General features: G+C 43.4%; 18 protein-coding genes and 1 other annotated feature. Of the genes, 5 read left to right on the top strand and 13 right to left on the bottom strand.

Translation table 11 applies throughout. The features are described from left to right. Nucleotides 1-4 precede the first annotated feature (4 nt). Both M3M39_RS04270 and M3M39_RS04265 read right to left on the bottom strand, forming a co-directional pair. Nucleotides 5-223, bottom strand: a complete 219-nt coding sequence (locus tag M3M39_RS04270; RefSeq protein WP_252796641.1) for a YneF family protein — start codon at nucleotides 221-223, stop codon at nucleotides 5-7. A gap of 31 nt (nucleotides 224-254) precedes the next feature. After that, nucleotides 255-506, bottom strand: a complete 252-nt coding sequence (locus M3M39_RS04265) for a DUF896 domain-containing protein (protein ID WP_252796640.1) — start codon at nucleotides 504-506, stop codon at nucleotides 255-257. Nucleotides 507-649: 143 nt separating this feature from the next. On the opposite strand from M3M39_RS04265, the gene lexA reads away from it, so the two are divergent. Then, nucleotides 650-1,285, top strand: a complete 636-nt coding sequence (gene lexA / locus M3M39_RS04260; protein WP_252796639.1) for a transcriptional repressor LexA — start codon at nucleotides 650-652, stop codon at nucleotides 1,283-1,285. A gap of 43 nt (nucleotides 1,286-1,328) precedes the next feature. On the opposite strand, the gene M3M39_RS04255 is transcribed toward lexA, so the two are convergent. The 3 genes from M3M39_RS04255 to M3M39_RS04245 are packed head-to-tail and all read right to left on the bottom strand — an operon-like array spanning nucleotide 1,329 to nucleotide 3,166. Further along, entirely contained in the window at nucleotides 1,329-1,829 is a 501-nt protein-coding gene (locus M3M39_RS04255; RefSeq protein WP_252796638.1) for a phosphatidylglycerophosphatase A family protein, read from the bottom strand. A gap of 1 nt (nucleotide 1,830) precedes the next feature. After that, nucleotides 1,831-2,457 carry a hypothetical protein gene (locus M3M39_RS04250; protein ID WP_252796637.1) on the bottom strand — a complete coding sequence of 209 codons (627 nt, stop codon included), beginning with the start codon at nucleotides 2,455-2,457 and terminating at the stop codon, nucleotides 1,831-1,833. A 16-nt stretch (nucleotides 2,458-2,473) separates the two neighbouring features. Further along, a complete protein-coding gene (locus tag M3M39_RS04245; RefSeq protein ID WP_252796636.1) occupies nucleotides 2,474-3,166 on the bottom strand; it encodes a CPBP family intramembrane glutamic endopeptidase in 693 nt (230 codons plus the stop codon). 317 nt (nucleotides 3,167-3,483) lie between these two features. On the opposite strand from M3M39_RS04245, the gene M3M39_RS04240 reads away from it, so the two are divergent. Then, the gene (locus M3M39_RS04240; protein ID WP_252796635.1) at nucleotides 3,484-4,116 is read left to right on the top strand and encodes a deoxynucleoside kinase; all 633 of its coding nucleotides are present in this window, start codon (nucleotides 3,484-3,486) and stop codon (nucleotides 4,114-4,116) included. A gap of 48 nt (nucleotides 4,117-4,164) precedes the next feature. Here the strand turns inward: M3M39_RS04240 and M3M39_RS04235 are convergent, their stop codons facing one another. From M3M39_RS04235 to pepV, 3 genes are all read right to left on the bottom strand, one after another. Next, nucleotides 4,165-5,319 carry an ArgE/DapE family deacylase gene (locus M3M39_RS04235; protein ID WP_252796634.1) on the bottom strand — a complete coding sequence of 385 codons (1,155 nt, stop codon included), beginning with the start codon at nucleotides 5,317-5,319 and terminating at the stop codon, nucleotides 4,165-4,167. A gap of 15 nt (nucleotides 5,320-5,334) precedes the next feature. Beyond that, nucleotides 5,335-6,177 carry a MetQ/NlpA family ABC transporter substrate-binding protein gene (locus tag M3M39_RS04230; protein ID WP_252796633.1) on the bottom strand — a complete coding sequence of 281 codons (843 nt, stop codon included), beginning with the start codon at nucleotides 6,175-6,177 and terminating at the stop codon, nucleotides 5,335-5,337. 48 nt (nucleotides 6,178-6,225) lie between these two features. Further along, nucleotides 6,226-6,470 (bottom strand) — a binding site (T-box leader). A 59-nt stretch (nucleotides 6,471-6,529) separates the two neighbouring features. Next, nucleotides 6,530-7,930, bottom strand: a complete 1,401-nt coding sequence (pepV, locus tag M3M39_RS04225) for a dipeptidase PepV (RefSeq protein ID WP_252796632.1) — start codon at nucleotides 7,928-7,930, stop codon at nucleotides 6,530-6,532. A gap of 93 nt (nucleotides 7,931-8,023) precedes the next feature. Between pepV and M3M39_RS04220 the strand changes: the two genes are divergently transcribed. Next, a complete protein-coding gene (locus M3M39_RS04220; protein WP_252796631.1) occupies nucleotides 8,024-8,866 on the top strand; it encodes an NAD(P)H-hydrate dehydratase in 843 nt (280 codons plus the stop codon). Between the two features lie 53 nt (nucleotides 8,867-8,919). On the opposite strand, the gene M3M39_RS04215 is transcribed toward M3M39_RS04220, so the two are convergent. Next, nucleotides 8,920-10,140 carry an MFS transporter gene (locus M3M39_RS04215; protein WP_252796630.1) on the bottom strand — a complete coding sequence of 407 codons (1,221 nt, stop codon included), beginning with the start codon at nucleotides 10,138-10,140 and terminating at the stop codon, nucleotides 8,920-8,922. 13 nt (nucleotides 10,141-10,153) lie between these two features. Next, entirely contained in the window at nucleotides 10,154-11,644 is a 1,491-nt protein-coding gene (abc-f, locus tag M3M39_RS04210; RefSeq protein WP_252796629.1) for a ribosomal protection-like ABC-F family protein, read from the bottom strand. 231 nt (nucleotides 11,645-11,875) lie between these two features. Between abc-f and M3M39_RS04205 the strand changes: the two genes are divergently transcribed. Next, complete coding sequence (locus M3M39_RS04205) at nucleotides 11,876-12,919, top strand: zinc-dependent alcohol dehydrogenase family protein (protein WP_252796628.1); 1,044 nt, start codon at nucleotides 11,876-11,878, stop codon at nucleotides 12,917-12,919. 58 nt (nucleotides 12,920-12,977) lie between these two features. Here M3M39_RS04205 and M3M39_RS04200 read toward each other — a convergent pair whose 3' ends face one another. Then, entirely contained in the window at nucleotides 12,978-13,412 is a 435-nt protein-coding gene (locus M3M39_RS04200; RefSeq protein WP_252797966.1) for an ACT domain-containing protein, read from the bottom strand. A gap of 195 nt (nucleotides 13,413-13,607) precedes the next feature. On the opposite strand from M3M39_RS04200, the gene M3M39_RS04195 reads away from it, so the two are divergent. Further along, entirely contained in the window at nucleotides 13,608-14,216 is a 609-nt protein-coding gene (locus M3M39_RS04195) for a TMEM175 family protein (protein WP_252796627.1), read from the top strand. Nucleotides 14,217-14,246: 30 nt separating this feature from the next. Here M3M39_RS04195 and M3M39_RS04190 read toward each other — a convergent pair whose 3' ends face one another. Next, a complete protein-coding gene (locus tag M3M39_RS04190; RefSeq protein ID WP_420842994.1) occupies nucleotides 14,247-15,929 on the bottom strand; it encodes a putative polysaccharide biosynthesis protein in 1,683 nt (560 codons plus the stop codon). A 55-nt stretch (nucleotides 15,930-15,984) separates the two neighbouring features. Continuing rightward, nucleotides 15,985-18,408 carry a leucine--tRNA ligase gene (gene leuS / locus M3M39_RS04185; protein WP_252796626.1) on the bottom strand — a complete coding sequence of 808 codons (2,424 nt, stop codon included), beginning with the start codon at nucleotides 18,406-18,408 and terminating at the stop codon, nucleotides 15,985-15,987. Nucleotides 18,409-18,443: the final 35 nt, after the last annotated feature.

Below are 18,443 nucleotides of genomic sequence, written 5' to 3'. Positions count from 1 at the left end.
TTCTTTATTTAGCGTTGCGTTTCATCGCCAACATCATTTGATTCAACTTCTTCTTAGATGGCTTTTGTCCCATTTGTAACATCATCGCTTTTAATTGTTCTTCGTTAATTGGCGGATTATCCTTGAGGTACTTTTCCATGTACTTTCGCGCGATGAAAAAACCTCCTGCTGCTCCTGCTACAAGGGCTAAAATTACAAGTAAAATCCAAATCCAAGTTGCCAATCTAATTTCCTTCTTTCCGAATAGTTAGTGTTTAATCGTCACGCAGATTCTTTTTGCGTTGAACCTCTTTCACTGGTTCAGGCGTTACTTCATTACCATCCTTATCGTACAGTTGGGTCATTTCCAATTGCGTCCGGAAGTTAGATTTAAACCGTTTCAAGTATTCTTTACGTAATTTTTCTTGTTCGACCATTTCTGCATCAGTTAATCCCTCTGCCTTGGCCTTGTTAGCTAGTTCGTTAATTCGTGGAATTAGCTCTTTTAACTTTTCATCATCAGCCATTTTGCCACTCCCTTTTTAGTTTTCCTTAATGATAGCATGAAATCAACAATAATAAAATAGAAACCAGGCGAACTAACGTTTGCAAACTATCATTTTTATGGTACGCTAAAATCATTGCTACTAAACGAATTTGAGGTGTTCACATGTCTTCGCAGTCAAACCCAAAGCAACAAGCAATTTTACAGTTCATTTATGATAATGTTCTTGATCACGGCTATCCCCCGACCGTCCGAGAAATCGGAAAATACGTTGGGCTTTCTTCCACTTCAACCGTTCATGGTCACTTATCCCGATTAGAGAAAAAAGGATACATTACCAAAAACCCTACAAAACCGCGAGCACTAGAAATCACTGAAGACGGAATTCGTTCCCTAGGGATTCAACCCCACTCTAGTGAAAATGAGATGCCCCTGTTAGGAACAGTGGCTGCCGGAGAACCCATCCTAGCCGTTCAAGAGGCTACTGACTATTTCCCAATTCCAGACGAACTAAAGGGACAACGAACCGATCTCTTTATGCTCACCATTAGTGGAGAAAGTATGATTAACATCGGTATTCTCGATGGTGATCAAGTCATCGTAAAACGGCAGCCTAATGCTGAAAACGGTGAAATTGTAATTGCAATGAACGATGAAGGAGAAGCAACCTGTAAACGTTTCTACAAGGAAAGCGATCATTTCCGGTTGCAACCCGAAAATGACACGATGGCTCCCATTATCCTCAATAATTGTACCATTTTGGGGAAAGTCGTCGGCCTGTACCGCAGTGAAATTAACTAATCAAAAGGAGCAATGTCAGCACTGACATTGCTCCTTTTTTTAATTAGGAATTTTCGTGGGCAATCTTTGCAGAAGCAGCTCCTGCAACGGCTCCTACGATATCATCAATAAAGGTGGTTACCCGCGATTGTTCTTGATCAAGTTCTTTAACAACGCCTTGCTTATTAGTATCTAAGCCACAGTAGTTGGTAATTCCAATCGTACCGTAAATGTTAGCAATTCCTAAAGCAAGCGTTTCATCGACCCCAAATACCCCTAAATCGTGTTCCACGATGCTTTGGAGTGGTTCTGAAAGTTGGTGATTAGTTGCCAACCGGTCAATTTCCATCCCCACCAGGGCGTTGTTTAAAACCTCCCGCTTGTGCAACACGTCAATCACGATCTTATCAACGTATTCCATGCTGGGAATGTTAATAAACTGTTTTTGCAAGTTATACGTCACCTTCGAAATATCACGCACGGTCACTCCGTTTTCATTTAAAAATTCAATCACCTGATCATAGGCCTGGGTATCCGGATACTTGTAATCACGCTTATCTACCATGTTAATCCTCCTCTAATGCCGTCATTACCGTCACGTCATATTCGTTAGGATAATTTTGCTCCGTTATAATCACGCTAATTGGTTTTTGATTCTGCAACCGTTGCTCGATTGTTTCCCCAACGTATGCCGCCCCGTTAAAATCTTCTTTAAAATCGTCAAACGTGGAAAAATAATTAATTTCCACAATCGTATCACTATCATTTCCAGCGGTCGTAATCTTTTCTACTCGAACCATCCGATTATTGTCTAGCCGCCCCAAGATTGGTAGTGCAAACTCACGATAAAATTTTTCTACCTTGGCTAACTCCGTGGCTACGTCATCAGCTTCTGCTTTGATTGAGTTCATCAACTGGGCCTCCGCCGGATTTAACGTCTGCACATTTTCCAGCAAGAAATCTCGATCATGGCTAGTCAACGCCGTTTCAATCTCTGCACTAAACTGGTCATCATCTCCGTGATTCAAACAGTTTGCCAGTTGTTCAGTAGTTTCAACGTCATAATCGTTGTAAAGTTGTTCCATGTTCCCCATCTGCTCTAAATAATCCGCCTGCTCTTCTTGCATTTCGGCCTGAACCTTGGTTAAACGGTTTTTTAAATTTTGGTAATAGGTAAAGTCTGTAATGTCCATATTGATCATCCTTTCTCTAATGAACGTTTCCCAGAATGGAAATCACCATCACAATTGTTGCCAATAAATTATTGAGAAAATGTAAGGTCATGGAATCCTGAATTCGGTTAGTCTTCAAGTAGACTCGTGCTAAAATAACTCCCATCGCCGCATAAACCAAAAAGCTGAGCCAGTTAGAACTTGCGTGTCCCGCAGAAAAAACAATCCCACTAATAATCATAGCTAACCAGCTGGGCGCCCAACTTAATACTCCGCGAATTAAAAATCCACGAAAAACTAGTTCTTCTAGCATGGGCGTTAAAAAGACCATTCCCAAACTCATCAAAATTAAAATAATGGGGTTACTTGCTAATAGCTGGTAAATAATTTGGTTATTTTCGCTGCCAGCGGGCAAATGCAACAACTGAGCCACTATTCCAATTACAATTTCCACCGCAAAAATTTCAAACAGTGACACCACGATGAATTTCCAATTAGCTTTAGTTAATTTACCGTTTGGCTGATGCCAGACCGATCGGTATGCCTTATAGGCTAACCAAATGGAAATTAAATACAAAGCGATGTAGCCCACGGCTATTCCGATTACCACTCCCGTGTGAAAATGATAATGTTGCAAAAATAGCATTGGCACGGGAACTACAATCACCAAACCCACTAATAAAATGAACACCAGCAGGCGCTTCATAAACTGCCAAATATCACTGATCATGTGGTTGTTCTTCATCCCTTTCTGGATGGCTAAAATAGCGCTGGCATACAAAAACAACGAGCGGGATGATGAGGGCTTGGATTCCAATCCCAGCACCTAACAGAAAAATCCCGACCCGTAGTCGGCCACCGAAAAAAGCACTAAGGCCCATTATCAAGCAGCCAATGACAACTGCGATTATATCCACCCATTTCATTAAATTACCATCACTAAATTGAATTATTACTAGGATACCATAACTCACAAACTGACTCCGCTATTTTCTCGAAATTCACGGGCGTGCTATACTAATCTTATTATAGATGAAGGAGCTCTTTATGGTGATAATTACTGCTGGAATGATTGGTGTCGGTAAAACAACGTTAACGGGCAAGCTTGCCGAACACCTTGGAACGAAACCATTTTACGAACCGGTCGGAGACAACCCCGTTCTCCCCCTTTACTACCAAAACCCCAAACAATACGGATTTTTACTGCAGATTTACTTTTTGAACAAGCGTTTTTCCATGATCAAAAAAGCGCTTGCTGATGACAACAACGTTCTAGACCGCTCCATTTATGAAGATGCCTTGTTTACTAAGGAAAATAACGCGGCCGGCAACATTTCTGACATCGAACTCTCCGTCTACCTCAAACTGTTAGATAACATGATGAGTGAATTAAATGAGATGCCCAAACAAAGACCAGATCTCTTAGTTTATGCAGATGCTGATTTTCCAACCATCTTGTACCGGATTAAAAAACGGGGGCGTGATTACGAGCAGTTCGATGATAATCCAGAGCTGGAAGCTTACTATCACAAGATGTGGCAAGCCTACCGACAATGGTATGCAGACTATGACGTTAGTCCTAAAATGAAAATTGACCTTCAGACCTATGATCTAAAAGATCCACAAAACGTCGGAGTTATTCTGCAACAAGTTGACGAAAAATTAAAAACATTAACATAACCAAGAAGAGCACCGCTAGTTAATCAATGACTAGTGATGCTCTCCTTTTTAGTTCTGAGCAAAAAAGCGGGTTGCTAAATCGCGATAAACGTTAATGGTTGCTAAAAAGCTACTAATGGTGGTGTGTTCTGTTCGTTGATGCGAAGTCCCTGCCTTGTCTGGGCCTAAAACAACCACTGGAAGATCGGGATTCTGTTTTACAAAGACACTAGCATCGGTAGCTCCATTATCAATGCCGGCGTGAATTTTACGATCCGGATAGCTAGCCTGTGACGTTGCCACTGCGTTTTGCACTAACCAGGCGTTCGGATCACTTTCCACTGGGTAAAAATCATGGATGACCTGTAACTCCAGTTGATAATCTGTTGTTTCATTTAACTGATCAACTGTCTGCTGGAGTAAAGCCCGTACCGCTTGGTTACCAAAGGCTGAAGTGGGGCGGACGTTTCCAAGTAATTCAGCCGCATCTGGAATGGTGTTAACTTGATCACCACCGCGAATGACGGTCACACTGTGCTGAACGTTGCCCAACGTTTGATCAACTGGTAGCTCTGCAAAGATTTGGCCTTCTTGTTCAATGTACTTCACCAGCCCTTGAATCGCATTAATTCCCTGGGTCGGCACCGAACTGTGGGCCGCTTTTCCCCGGCTGACAATCCGGTAGTTAAAGCTGCCAGAATGAGCATAGGTAACGTTGCCGTCAGTTGCTTCTCCTACCACTAAGGCATCCAAGTCGGTTAACAATTCGGGTTTGATTTGATAGGCTCCAGGCGCACCATACTCTTCTCCCGCCGTAATCAAAAGTCGTACCTTCCCAGGAACTAACTCAGGATGCTCTGCTAATTCAATTACTGCCAACACTTCCGCAGCCAAGCCACTCTTCATGTCTGCAGCACCCCGTCCGTATAACTTATCTCCCACAACGGTCGCCGCAAACGGATCATGGTCCCATTCAGATTGATCCCCAACTGCTACCGTGTCTTGATGACCGGTAAAGCCAAAAACCTGATCCGTTTGACCTTGCCCAATTTCTACGATTAAATTGGTTCGTTTGCCGTCGGCTGTGATGGGTTGAACCCGACTGGCAATCCCATGTTGTTGTAAGAGGCGAGCCAAGTAATCACTCACTGCGGCTTCGTTCCCGTTGACAGTGGGAATTTGAATTAAATCACGTAAAATTTGTACTTTTGCTGCTGCATCCATGTTAATTCATCCTTTCTACTTCAAGTTCAGATTCCAAGCCGGCACCTGGTTAATCCCAGATACCTGCTTAATTTTAGCGGCCGTCTTTTTAGTTTGGTAAGCCTTCACTAGCTTTTTAATCCGCGGATCATTGCGATCTGTTCGGTTAGCAGCAATGAAATTAATCCACTGCTTAGAATGATGGTCAAATGGTTCGGTAAAAATCGCCTGGTGGGGATCTAGCGAAGCAGCCTGAGCGTAGTTTCCGTTCACCACTGCTGCTCCTGCATCGTTTAGGGAACGGGCTGTCTGACTAGCATCAACTTCCTTAATTTGTAGATTCCGCGGATTAGCAATAATTGAGCGAGCGTCAGCAAGCTTCGTGTTTGGTTTTAGTTTTAAAAGTCCGGCACTTTGAAGCACAAACAACGCTCGTGATTCATTATTCGCATCGTTTGGAACCGTTACGGTACTTCCATTGGGAAGATCAGCAACCCGTTTGGTTTGGTGAGAATAAATCCGCATTGGTTCGATGATTGTATCACCTACCGCCACGATGTGATCATGGTGTTTTTGATTCCACAAATCTAAGAAGGGATAATTTTGAAAGGCATTGACATCAATACTGTGATTGGCCAAGGCTGTGTTCGGTTGACTGTAATCCGTAAAACGTTGAAATTTAACCGTTAATCCATATTTTTGCTTTGCCGTTTGGGCAACTGAATCCCAAATCTGCTGTTCTGCTTTAGAACCAGCCATAATGCCAACGTTAATCGTATTCTTTTGTTCACTGGTACCCCGAAAGAAGCTAAAATATCCCATTACTAGAATAAAAATTAAAATTCCCAGCCAAACTAATCGACGCGTTGTTTTTGTCATTCCTGCTTCCCCCTTCATGATTGTAAACAAAAAGCATTCATCCTTAGTCAAAAGGACGAATGCTTCGCGTTACCACCTTAGTTTACTAGTGCATCACTACACCAGCCTCGTTGAGTTACAGCCATTCACTAGCTAAAACCCTGTGGTAATAACGACCACCACTCCGTTAGCGGCTCATGATTCACCGCTAATGACTCCAAGTCCATCTTCTGAAATCCGCCATCATCTCCTCGCACCAGCCGGAGACTCTCTGTGATTTTGAATTTCATACTCAACTTTTCCGTCGTTTCGTTCTTTAAATTGTCTTTACAGTATAACGAATCACTATCGATGTCAACTACTGCCTTATAATTTATTTAGTCACCATAAAAATGGCTTGCGCATAAATCGACATGGCTAACAGCAGATCAGACATCGGTTGAAATTCGTTTGCTTGGTGCATTGTATCCGTGGTTCCTGGGAATAACGCCCCAAAGGCAACCCCGTGTTCCATTAAACGAGCAAACGTTCCCCCACCGACTACTTCTGGTTGCGCGTTGGTTTGTCCCGTTTGTTCCTTATAAACATCCATCAGGTTTGTAACTAATGGATCATTGGCTGGAACAAAGTGGGGTTCCATATCGTTAGTTTGCGTCACCGTCGCTTGATATGGAGTAGCGGCTTTTTCTAATTGCCGTTGAATTTCGTCCGGTCCAATTCCCTTGGGATACCGGAAGTTTGTGTTGACTAATCCCCCAGTTTCAGCATCATAGGTCATTAACCCAACGTTCATGGTTAAATCCCCCATGGTTTCATCGGTAAACTGAAGTCCGAGTTGTCGCGCCCGGGAATCATCGTGCAAATTATTCGTAATGAAGCGAATGAAATTCGTTCCCGTTTGATCTAAAGGCAGTTGCTTCAAAAACATTGCTAGGTAAGTCCCGGCGTTAATTCCGTTCCGTGGCTCCATTCCGTGAGCCGCTTTTCCGACTACTTCAAAATGAACCTGCTTACCAATGATGCTAGCCGATCCACTAATTGGGGCATCACCGATAAAAGCATCAAATTCCTGTAAAACAGTATCGGGATCTTCCATCGTTACAAAAGCTTCTGCGTCTCGCGGCACCATGTTTTCCTTTAACCCAGCATTAAATGACAACAATTGTTGCTCCGCAATGGCACTCGCTCCGTCAAAATGAGTTTCAAAGGTTACGTTTCCCTTTTCTCCGTTAATCAACGGGAACTCTGCATCAGGAGAAAAACCGGCAGTTGGAGCGGGTTCCGTTTCAAAATAACGCTTCATGCCCGTCCAATTGGTCTCTTCGTCAGTCCCAATGATCAACCGAATTTTCAGTTTTGGTTCAATGCCAAGGTCCTTAAGAATTCGTAAGCCATAGTAAGCAGCCAACGCTGGACCCTTATCATCGGAAGTTCCCCGACCAATTGCTTGACCATCTTCGACCAGTAATTCAAAGGGATTCGTATCCCAGCCATTTCCAGCGGGAACCGTATCAGCATGCCCTAAAATAGCAAAATAATCATCACCAGTTCCGTACTCAATGTAGCCCACTACGTTATCAATGTTTTTAGTGGTAAATCCATCTCGTTCCCCAAATTGCAAAAACTGATTTAACGCCTGAGCTGGACCTGGACCAAGTGGAAATTCATCCGTTTGGTTTTCAACATCACGCGAGCTATCAATCGCTACGAGTTGTTTCAAATCCGCTAAATATTGATCTTGATACTTGGCAGCGGTAGCTTTCCAATCTGTCATGTGTGATCATCCTTTCTCAATCTTCTTTATTCTATCTTCTATCCTATCATGAATCGGCCGCGATAATGCTATAATAGCTGCGAGGTGAATCTAATGAAACTAATTACAGCATCAATTCTACCAAAAGTAATTCGCAAACGGCCAACAAAGAGCTTTAAGGGAACCTATGGTAAAGTAGCTCTAATCGGGGGCAACCGAAACTTCGGAGGCGCTATCATTATGAGTACCTTAGGAACTGTTTACGCTGGCGCAGGTCTAACCACAGCCTTTACGGATCCTAGCAATCAGACAAGTTTACATAATTGGGTTCCAGAAGCCATGTTTGCTGATTATCAAGATCAAATGCATTTAAACCAGCTACTGCCCACGATGGACGTGATTAGTTTAGGTTCTGGATTAGGAACGGATGACCAGGACCTTCAGCTAATTAAGTTGGTGTTTAGTCTGGTTTCTTCCCACCAGGTGTTATTAATTGATGGATCAGCCCTAACTTTGATTGCCAAAGAAAAAATCCCACTTCCAGCGGCTACCATCATTTTGACGCCTCATCAGATGGAATGGGAACGGCTGACGGGAGTAAAATTAGCGGACCAAAATCCAAAAACCAACCAGCAAGCGTACAACCAACTATCAATCAATAATTCACACCTAATTGCCGTGGTTAAATCTGCACAAACAGAGGTTTTCACCCCGATGGGGGCCTTTCAAAATACCACTGGGACTCCCGCGCAAGCAATCGGTGGGATGGGCGATACCCTGGCCGGCATCATCAGTGGGTTTGTCGCTCAGTTCCACAACGTTAATGAAGCAGTTTTGGCGGCAGTGTACAGCCACAGTGCCATTGCGGATCAACTGGCTCAGCAGCAGTACGTAGTTTTACCACACCAAATTTCAGAAGCGTTGCCACGGTTCATGCATGAGCACCAAGCTGATTAATTTAATCACAATAATAAAGAGAGTCATCCATACTCGGACGGCTCTCTTTCGTTTTAAGCCTGCAAAGCCCGTTTTACCCGGCGATCAAACAACATCAATAGTGGAACCAAGATCATTGGGCAGACTAATCCCAACATTAACGGAGTCGTTGGTTGGTGAATCACCCCGGTAATTAACGATGCTAATGGGGCTAAAATCCCAAAGATTGAGAAAATCGTTCCCAGTGTTTTCCCCATTTGGTTAGGCTGCAACTTCCTTTGCACGGCCGTGATAAACATGAGTCCGGTTAAGAAGTTAAAGACCCCATACAAAATCCAAGCCAGACAGAAGCTTACAATTTGAACTAGCAAGTTGGTGGTTATTTGCATTACCAAAAAAAAGATTACAAATCCACTGCCCTGAAACAGCAAAAAGACGGGATAATAACGAATCAACCTTGCCAATAAATTAGTATATTTGCCCACTACAATTCCACAGCTAATCGCTGCCACCCCAATCAACAGTTCTTGTAGCGAAAAGGCAATGCGAAAACGATGTAAGTAGGTGGTTAAGTACAATGGGGTTAAAAACCAAAAGGTCCAAAAGCTCAGATTCAAAATAATTGCATATGGCAATAAAACCTTAATCACCGGAATTTTCCCGATGGCACGAAATTCGCTGCCTAGTTTGGTCAACCGAAAATTAGACCACGGATTTGTCATTGGTTGGCGGTGCGAATGGTCTTGTAACCGTAAGATGCTAATCGTTGCCAGTGCCAATAATAGCAACAGTAATCCATATGCAATCAGATTACTTGGCAAAAAAGTAAAAAGTCCCGCTACCACAGAAGCCGTAATCGTGGCCGTTTGGTTGGCAACGTTCACAATTGTATTGTTTTGAACCAGTTCATCCTCTGAATTAGCATAATCCGGAATAATTGCTTCAACTGCTGGACTATAAAAAGCAGCTAGAATACTAAGTCCCGTTCCAGTTGCAAGCAACAAATAATTTAATTGCTGGGTGAAAATTAGCAGCAATACGAAGGCAAACAATAGCCCAGTTCGAAGCACACTAATTATTTGCATAATCTTAACCCGAGACCAAGTATCTGCCACTACTCCACCGATGGGAGCAAGAACTACCGTTAATAATTCTAGACCTCCTAGCAGTGAAATTAAGCTCTGGTTGTGCAGATGACTGGCAATGTACCAAACCGTATAGATGCTAAAGGCCTGAGTGGCAACTGAACTAGCTAAGTCGTTCACCGCCACTTGTTTAATTGGTTTGATCTTCACTTTCATTCTCCATTTAATGATTCGGTTGCAGCTGTAAAATGTGACTCGCAACCGTTTGGATAAATTCGGCATCGTGATCAATGACCAGCAACGTCATCCGACTATCCGTTATTAATTCCACTAATTGACGGCGGTTATATTCGTCTAGATAGTTTAGTGGCTCGTCCCACAGGTAGAGATCTGCCAAAGTGGACAACGAACGCGCCAGTTCGACCCGTTTTTGTTGACCGGCACTCATTTGGTCAATGTGCTTATTGAAATCGGTTCTAGCGACTCCTAACTTGTGCAGGTTACTCAAAAACAGTTCTCGATCTAATCCCAGGTTCTCAATGTACTCTGGAATTGTTTCAGTATGATGATAACTTTGAAATAAAGCACTAATCGTTAAATGAGGAGCCCGTTGTAATGCACCCGCTTGTTGGCCGTCAAATGTTTCGCTGATTGCTTGGAATAAACTGGTTTTCCCCTGCCCGTTTGGACCAGTAATTCCCACTACATCTCCGCGCTTAACCGTTATAGAGACTGGGGCAAACAACCATCGTTGCCCATAACCGAGGTGTAACGAGTTCAAGCGTAACAAAGTTTCAGTTCCTGACTGGGGAAACTTTAGCTCCAACGGTTCCACCGTTTCAACTTCTTTTTTCAGGGCCACTTGCTGCTTAATTGCCTGATTCCGCTTACGTTCTGCTACTTTAGCCTTTTTCATCATCCGGGCCGCACGATTGCCCATCATGCCCCGATCCATTACCTTCTGGTTCGGATCGCCCTTCCGGTTAAACTTTTGGTTTTCCTTACTCTGCGACCACTGTTTGGTTTGCCGCGCACTTTTTTCCAACCGAGCGATCTGGTGGTCAATTTTGCCATTCGTCGCCTGTCGTTCTTGTTCAGCTAACTGGCGTCGTTCTCTAAATGCATGGTAATTACCATGATATAAATCAACCCCAGTCTTTTCGAGCGCTAAAATGTGGTTACAAACCTGATCAAGTAAAAAAGCATTATGACTAACTAAGATAAAGCCTTGTTTTTGTTGTAGATAATCAATAACCTGTTGGTTCCCCAATTGATCTAGATGATTAGTTGGCTCATCAATCAGCTTAAAGGTCGTATCATCAGCAAATAACATGCTCAGTTGCACCTTTGTTTTTTCTCCGCCAGAAAGAGTTTGATATTCCCGTTCTAAAAGAGTCGGAGACAATCCCAGAAGCGATAACTCCCGTTTCAACTGCCAAATGGGGGTCTGTCCTAATTGCGTAAATAACTCCCTGACCGTTTTCTCCGTAGTAACTGGAAACGGAAAGAACTGAAATGCAAGTCGACTATTAATCGTCCCACTGCCATGCAGCTTTCCCGCAATTAATTTCAGTAGGGTGGTTTTCCCCCGACCATTACGACCAATTAACCCGAGCTTCCAATCAGCATTAAAGGTCAGGTTTAAATCGGTAAACACAGGCGTCGGCTTTTCGGGATAAGCAAAGTAAACGTTTTGCAACTTAATCTCTTCCATAACATTCCCTCCGTTTTTAAAAATAAATTGTTATCATTTTAAACGAATTATTACATTTGTCAACCGATTTTAGCGTAGTTAGGCCCCCCAACTAGAATTTCTGTCAACCGCAAAACAAAATATTCGCAAACTACTGAAACGCCCGCTATACTTAATTTAGTAGTTTACCAATTAGCTTTTGACAACTAATTGACGTAGTATAACTACAACTAAAATTACGGAGGAATTATTATGAAAGCAGCTACGTTTATTAAACCTGGCGAAATGCGGATCGAAGATCAGCCGAAACCAAAAATTCAAAAACCAACGGACGCCATCATTAAAATCGTGCGTGCCAGTGTTTGTGGTTCTGACCTCTGGTGGTTCCGGGGCATTTCCAAGCGAGAAAGTGGAACTCCAACGGGACACGAAGGAATCGGAATTGTAGAATCAGTTGGTTCTGAAGTTACTAACGTTAAACCGGGTGACTTTGTTATCGCTCCTTTTACCCATGGATGTGGGCATTGTGCCGCTTGTAAAGCTGGTTTTGACGGAAATTGTTTGAACCGAGAAACTGGTAGTATCAATGGTTACCAAGCCCAATACCTCAGGTTTATCAATGCTAACTGGGCCCTCGTAAAAATTCCTGGCCAACCATCTGACTACTCTTCAGAAATGTTAAATTCATTTGTCACTTTATCTGACGTCATGGCCACTGGTTACCATGCTGCTGTCACAGCCGAAGTAAAGCCAGGCGATACGGTTGCTGTCATGGGTGACGGAGCCGTTGGTCTGTGTGGAGTCATTTCTGCTAAGTTGCGTGGCGCTAAACGAATCATTGCCATGAGTCGTCACGAAGACCGGCAAAAATTAGCCAAGGAATTTGGGGCAACTGATATTGTTCCAGAACGTGGTGACGAAGCCGTTAAACACGTAATGGAACTAACTGGTAGTGGTGTCGATGCCGTGCTGGAATGTGTCGGAACGGAACAATCCGTCGATACAGCCACTAAACTGGTTCGTCCCGGTGCCGTAATCGGACGAGTGGGGATTCCGCAAAAAGCCGAAATGAACACCAACCAATTGTTCTACAACAACACTGGTTTGCGGGGTGGAATTGCTTCTGTTACTACCTACGACAGAGAAGAACTCTTACAAGCCGTCTTAGACGGTAAGATTAACCCCGGCAAGGTCTTTACCAAGCAATTTACATTAGATCAAATTCAAGAAGCTTACGACGCAATGGATCAACGAAAAGCCATCAAGTCGTTATTAGTGGTTGATGACCAAGCTTAAAGCATCAAAAAAAGCGATTGAAATTATTTTCAACCGCTTTTTGTTTGCTCAAAGTTGATTATTCAATGGAAACCAAGCGAACCTGACTGGCCCCTTCAACCTGCTTAAACTTGGTTAGTAATTCATCAATCGTAATTGTAATGTGGGTCAAATCTAACGAAATTACCACGCTAGCCATCTGATGGATGGGGATGTTTTGGTTAATCGTTAGGATACTGGCACCACTATCTGCCACCTGTTTTAAAAGTTGGGACAGGACCCCTGGGCGATCGTTTAACATTAATGCAATCACGGCCTTGCGGTTCCAACTCGAATCATCCGTCGAATACACCATGTCTTTGTACTTATAGTAACTTCCCCGGCTGATGCCAACCGCTTTTACCGCTTCACTAATGTTTGCAACCTTACCTTCCTCTAGTAACTGACGGGCAGCGATTACCTTGCCAAACATTTCCGGTAGTAATGATTGATCTACGATGTAATATTGCTTAATTTTAATCAACTCCTAGAAAACTTCCACTGATGCCTAATTTTCCAACCTAAAATAATTATTTTAATCATACCAATTCCCCAACGGGAAATAAAGCACGCTTATTTTACCAATCACTTTTATTTGGGAATTTGAAGCAGATCAAATTATGCTATAATTTTCAATTGAAGAATTACATTTTAACTGGAGGTTTGTACGGTGAAAAAATCACGAGTTGAAGCTCTCACCGATGCGATTGTCGCAATTATCATTACCATCATGGTCTTAGATTTTAAAGTTCCCAACACCCCGCACTTCTACGAAATTTTTGATGGCATCCCAGAATTATTTGCCTACATCGTCAGTTTTGCCTTTATTGGCGTTGCTTGGTACAACCAACACTACATTTTTTACCTGGTCAGACGAGTCACCAAACGCATTTACTGGGCTAACAACCTTTGGCTATTTACAATGTCTTTAATTCCAGTAGCCTCCGCCTGGGTCGGAAAGTTTATGAATAGCGTAGCTCCCCAATTATTCTACCTTCTGTTCTTTACCGCTTGGAACCTCTCCTATCTCTTTTTATGTCAAGTAATCATAAGCGAAATGAAAAATGAAAATGATCAAGTGGGGATGCGTAAAATCAAAAACACCATGAGCTACCGCTTCTTGACCAGTTGGAAATTCCCTACTTTAATCATTGTCACGGCCATTGCCATTTGCTTCTTCCCGGTAAGTGGCCTCATCTTTAGTTTAATTGAAATTATTATTAACGGAATTTACACGGCCCCTGACGGCGATCGCCTAGAAGGAACGCAATCAAAATAAAAACCAACGCCAAGACGTTGGTTTTTATTTTTAACTGATATGAAAAATGGTTCGTAACCGAGCTACTCGAGCTCCTAAAACTTCATCGGCCAAGCGACTCTTTAAAGTACAGTACATGTACACGCTGGCTCCAATGAGAGCGGCTACGGCCGTTACGACTAAACTTATTAAAGAACTAAATGGGTTCGCAACTAAGCCGACGAGGAAATTAAGCCCATACACGGCAACTAACGTGATGGCATACATAATTAAAGAATATCCCAGTAAGCTCGCAGAATCATTTAACAGCTGCTTAACTTCAAAGCCAAAATCGCGGTTTAAGGAGTAAATGATTAGACCGTTTGCAACCGTAAAACCAACTACGGTCGACATTAAGGTTCCAAAGGCCCCAAACCAGTATACCAATGGGAACTGGGTAATTACCTTGGCAATCGTTCCAATTACAAAGTACTTCACTGCCCGCCGGTTCTGAGAAACCCCCTGCATAACTGCCGAAGTCACCACGAATAACCCGATTGGAATCGCTGCGATAGCCGCAAAGGTCAACACGTTACTTCCAAAGTTCATGTTAGCAGTCCCATAAAAAGTCCGGTTTAAGGGACCAGCAACGGCCGCCATTCCCAAAGAAGCAGGTAACATTACAAATTCAAATAGGATCATGGTATTAGACAACTGATCCCGCATCATTTGCATGTTGCGTTTGGTAAAGGCCGTCGACAGAAGCGGAACTACCGTAATGGCTAACGAAGATGCCAAGGAAATTACGATCATGGTTAACTTATTCGCATTGCCGGCAAAAACGGCGTAATCAACCTGAAGGGTTCGTTCAGAAAAATTCGTTGCTAATCGCATGATATCAAAGAAAGTAAATTGATCAATCAAAGAAAAGATCGTCACTCCAGCTCCCAAAATAACAAAGGGAACCGCCTGACTAATAATTTCTCGATACAACTGCTTTGTCGGCACCTGTAATTGGTGATCACTATTAGCCACCAACGACCGGTAATAGTGACGGCGACGCCAGTAATACCAACCTAGGATTAAAAACCCAAAGACGGCTCCGACACAGGCCGCAAAGGTTGATTGTGATACCGCCGTGACCCAGCTGCCGTGCACCACTCGCAAAATGATAAACGCAGATGCAAGCATGTAAATCACTCGGGCTAGTTGTTCGATAAATTGGGAAATGGCAGACGGAGCCATATCACCGTATCCCTGAAAATACCCTCGCGTCAAACTCATCGCTGGAATGATTAAAACGGCCCCAGCTAACGAATGGATGACCGGAATCACATTTGGATCCCCGTTAGTTAAAATCGGAGCAGCAAACCATAGAATTAGAGCACTAATCACACCCATTAAAACGGAGAGAATTACCCCTTTTTTATATAACTCGACTCCTACTCCATACTCATTTAACGCATTGTAATGTGCCACCTGTTTGGCAATGGCAGACGGAATTCCGGCAATCGCCACAATTAAAACGAAACTATAGATATTGTAACCCTGGGTGTAGAGGGAGTTTGCAATTGGAAACAAGGCCGCCCCAAAAATCAACCGCCAGGGAATAATGTACAATGCCCCGAGGATTCGTGACAAAATGCTTCCAATCGTCATCCAGGCCGATCCCTTTAACATTTGTCCTTTGGCTGCTTCTGACTCGGCAAATTGTTGTTGCTCTTCTAATTGATTGTTTTCAACATCGTTATCCACTAAAATAACCTACTTTCAAACCAAATCTCAAAGCACCAATTTAGCACAAAATAGATTAATTGGCTACAATATTGACAATCTTTTTCGGTACAACAATCACCTTACGAACCGTTTTTCCGGTTAGGTTAGCTTGAACATCAGCATTTTCTAGCGCCATTTTCTCGATGGCGTCTCGATCAGCGTCAGTTGGAACAGAAAGCCGAGACCGCACTTTTCCGTTAATTTGAACGGCAATTTGCACCTCTTCGTCCTGCAACTGACTTGCATCATAGGTTGGCCATGCTGCGTAGGCAATTGATTCATCATGCCCTAGTTGATGCCAAATTTCTTCTGCCAAATGCGGTGTAATTGGAGACAGAAGCTTAATCAAACCTTCAGCGTATTCTTGAGGTAGTTGTTGGTGCTTGTACACGTCGTTTACAAAGACCATCATCTGCGAAATAGCCGTATTAAACCGCATTTTTTCAATGTCATCCGTCACTTTTTTCACGGTTTGGTTGTAACTCTTGGCGAGCGCTCCATCATTGGAGGCCACAATCATGCCAGCATTGTTTTCATCATCACCAAGGTACATCCGCCAAACCCGTTTGATCCACCGGTTGGCTCCCGTAATTCCTTCGGTACTCCACGGTTTTGATTCCGTCAGTGGACCCATGAACATTTCGTAAAGTCGCAGAGTATCTGCTCCATATTCATTAACAATATCATCCGGATTGACCACGTTGCCCTTGGATTTCGACATCTTTTCGTGATTAGTTCCAAGAATCATTCCCTGGTTCACCAAGCGTTGGAATGGTTCTTTGGTAGGGACAACTCCCAAATCATACAAAACTTTGTGCCAGAACCGCGCGTACAGCAGGTGCAATACCGCGTGTTCGGCCCCACCAACGTATAGGTCCACTGGCAACCAATATTTCAACTTATCTGGATCAGCAATCATTTTATCATTGTCTGGATCAATGTAGCGTAAATAGTACCATGAACTTCCTGCCCATTGCGGCATCGTGTTCGTTTCCCGGCGTCCGTGGCGACCGTTTTCATCAGTAACGTTGATCCAGTCACTCAGATTAGCCAAGGGGCTTTCACCGGTTCCAGATGGTTTAATGTTATTAGTTTTAGGCAAGCGTAGCGGTAGTTCATCCTCTGGAACCAACGACGTACTCCCATCGTCCCAGTGAATAACGGGAATTGGTTCTCCCCAGTACCGTTGCCGGGAAAAAATCCAGTCCCGTAACTTGTAATTAACCTTTTTAGTCCCGGCATCATGGTCTTCAAGCCAACTAATGATGGCTGCAATGGCTTCGTCTTTTCCCATTCCATCCAAGAATCCGGAATTAATGTGGACGCCATCGCCAGTGTAGGCTTCCTTGGCAACGTCGCCTCCCTTAATAACGGGAATAATTGGAAGTTCAAACTTCTTTGCAAATTCATAGTCTCGTTGATCATGGGCTGGTACCGCCATGATTGCTCCCGTCCCGTATGACGGCAGTACGTAATCTCCAATCCAGATCGGCAATAATTGTCCGTTAACGGGATTCTTAGCGTAGGCTCCCGTAAAGACTCCTGATTTATCTTTGTTCAGGTCAGTCCGTTCCAAGTCTGACTTAGAGGCCACGTATTTTTGATATTCAGCCACCGCATCCGCTTGTTCTGCGGTAGTAATTTGTTCTACCAATGGATGTTCGGGAGAAAGAACCAGGTACGTAGCTCCAAAGAGCGTATCAGCCCGGGTTGAGAAAACCTCAATTTGAGCATCAGGATGTTGATCGACCGCAAATTTAATGCTGGCTCCCACGGATTTTCCAATCCAGTTTCTTTGCATTTGTTTGATGCTTTCTGGCCAGTCTAAATCATCCAAATCATCTAATAGCCGTTCCGCATAGGCCGTAATCCGCAAAACCCACTGTTTCATCGGTTTACGGTAGACAGGATAACCACCCCGTTCGGTTTTCCCGTTAACCACTTCTTCATTGGCCACCACGGTTCCACCCATCAAATCTGGCGCCCAGTTCACTTCAATTTCATCTTCATAGGCTAGGCCCTTTTTGTAGAGTTGTTCAAAAATCCACTGCGTCCACTTGTAATACTTGGGATCGGTCGTATTAACTTCGCGATTCCAGTCGTACGAAAATCCAAGGGATTTAATTTGCCGTTTAAAGGTTTGAATGTTTTGATTCGTAAACTCAGCGGGATTATGCCCCGTTTTCATCGCGTACTGTTCGGCGGGCAGTCCAAACGCATCCCACCCCATCGGATGCAATACATTTTTACCTTGCATCCGATTAAAGCGCGCCATAATGTCAGTAGCGGTATATCCTTCTGGATGTCCCACGTGCAACCCCTGTCCGGATGGATATGGGAACATGTCTAAAACGTAGTATTTCTCTTTATTTGGATCTTCACCCGTTTTAAACGTCTGATGTTCATCCCAATACTTTTGCCATTTGGTTTCAATCTGTTTGTGATCATAAACAGCCATGTCCAACACTCCTTTGTCATTGCGATTTTTGCCAT

The organism is Fructilactobacillus hinvesii, assembly GCF_024029435.1.
Lineage (GTDB): Bacteria > Bacillota > Bacilli > Lactobacillales > Lactobacillaceae > Fructilactobacillus > Fructilactobacillus hinvesii.
This window is presented reverse-complemented; position numbering and strand designations above follow the sequence as displayed.

Bases quoted from the DNA above. Each gene is read 5' to 3' on its own strand.
- M3M39_RS04265 (WP_252796640.1), bottom strand. From the start codon at position 506: ATGGCTGATGATGAAAAGTTAAAAGAGCTAATTCCACGAATTAACGAA.
- lexA (WP_252796639.1), top strand. From the start codon at position 650: ATGTCTTCGCAGTCAAACCCAAAGCAACAAGCAATTTTACAGTTCATT.
- M3M39_RS04255 (WP_252796638.1), bottom strand. From the start codon at position 1,829: ATGGTAGATAAGCGTGATTACAAGTATCCGGATACCCAGGCCTATGAT.
- M3M39_RS04250 (WP_252796637.1), bottom strand. From the start codon at position 2,457: ATGGACATTACAGACTTTACCTATTACCAAAATTTAAAAAACCGTTTA.
- M3M39_RS04245 (WP_252796636.1), bottom strand. From the start codon at position 3,166: ATGATCAGTGATATTTGGCAGTTTATGAAGCGCCTGCTGGTGTTCATT.
- M3M39_RS04240 (WP_252796635.1), top strand. From the start codon at position 3,484: ATGGTGATAATTACTGCTGGAATGATTGGTGTCGGTAAAACAACGTTA.
- M3M39_RS04235 (WP_252796634.1), bottom strand. From the start codon at position 5,319: ATGGATGCAGCAGCAAAAGTACAAATTTTACGTGATTTAATTCAAATT.
- M3M39_RS04230 (WP_252796633.1), bottom strand. From the start codon at position 6,177: ATGACAAAAACAACGCGTCGATTAGTTTGGCTGGGAATTTTAATTTTT.
- pepV (WP_252796632.1), bottom strand. From the start codon at position 7,930: ATGACAGATTGGAAAGCTACCGCTGCCAAGTATCAAGATCAATATTTA.
- M3M39_RS04220 (WP_252796631.1), top strand. From the start codon at position 8,024: ATGAAACTAATTACAGCATCAATTCTACCAAAAGTAATTCGCAAACGG.
- abc-f (WP_252796629.1), bottom strand. From the start codon at position 11,644: ATGGAAGAGATTAAGTTGCAAAACGTTTACTTTGCTTATCCCGAAAAG.
- M3M39_RS04205 (WP_252796628.1), top strand. From the start codon at position 11,876: ATGAAAGCAGCTACGTTTATTAAACCTGGCGAAATGCGGATCGAAGAT.
- leuS (WP_252796626.1), bottom strand. From the start codon at position 18,408: ATGGCTGTTTATGATCACAAACAGATTGAAACCAAATGGCAAAAGTAT.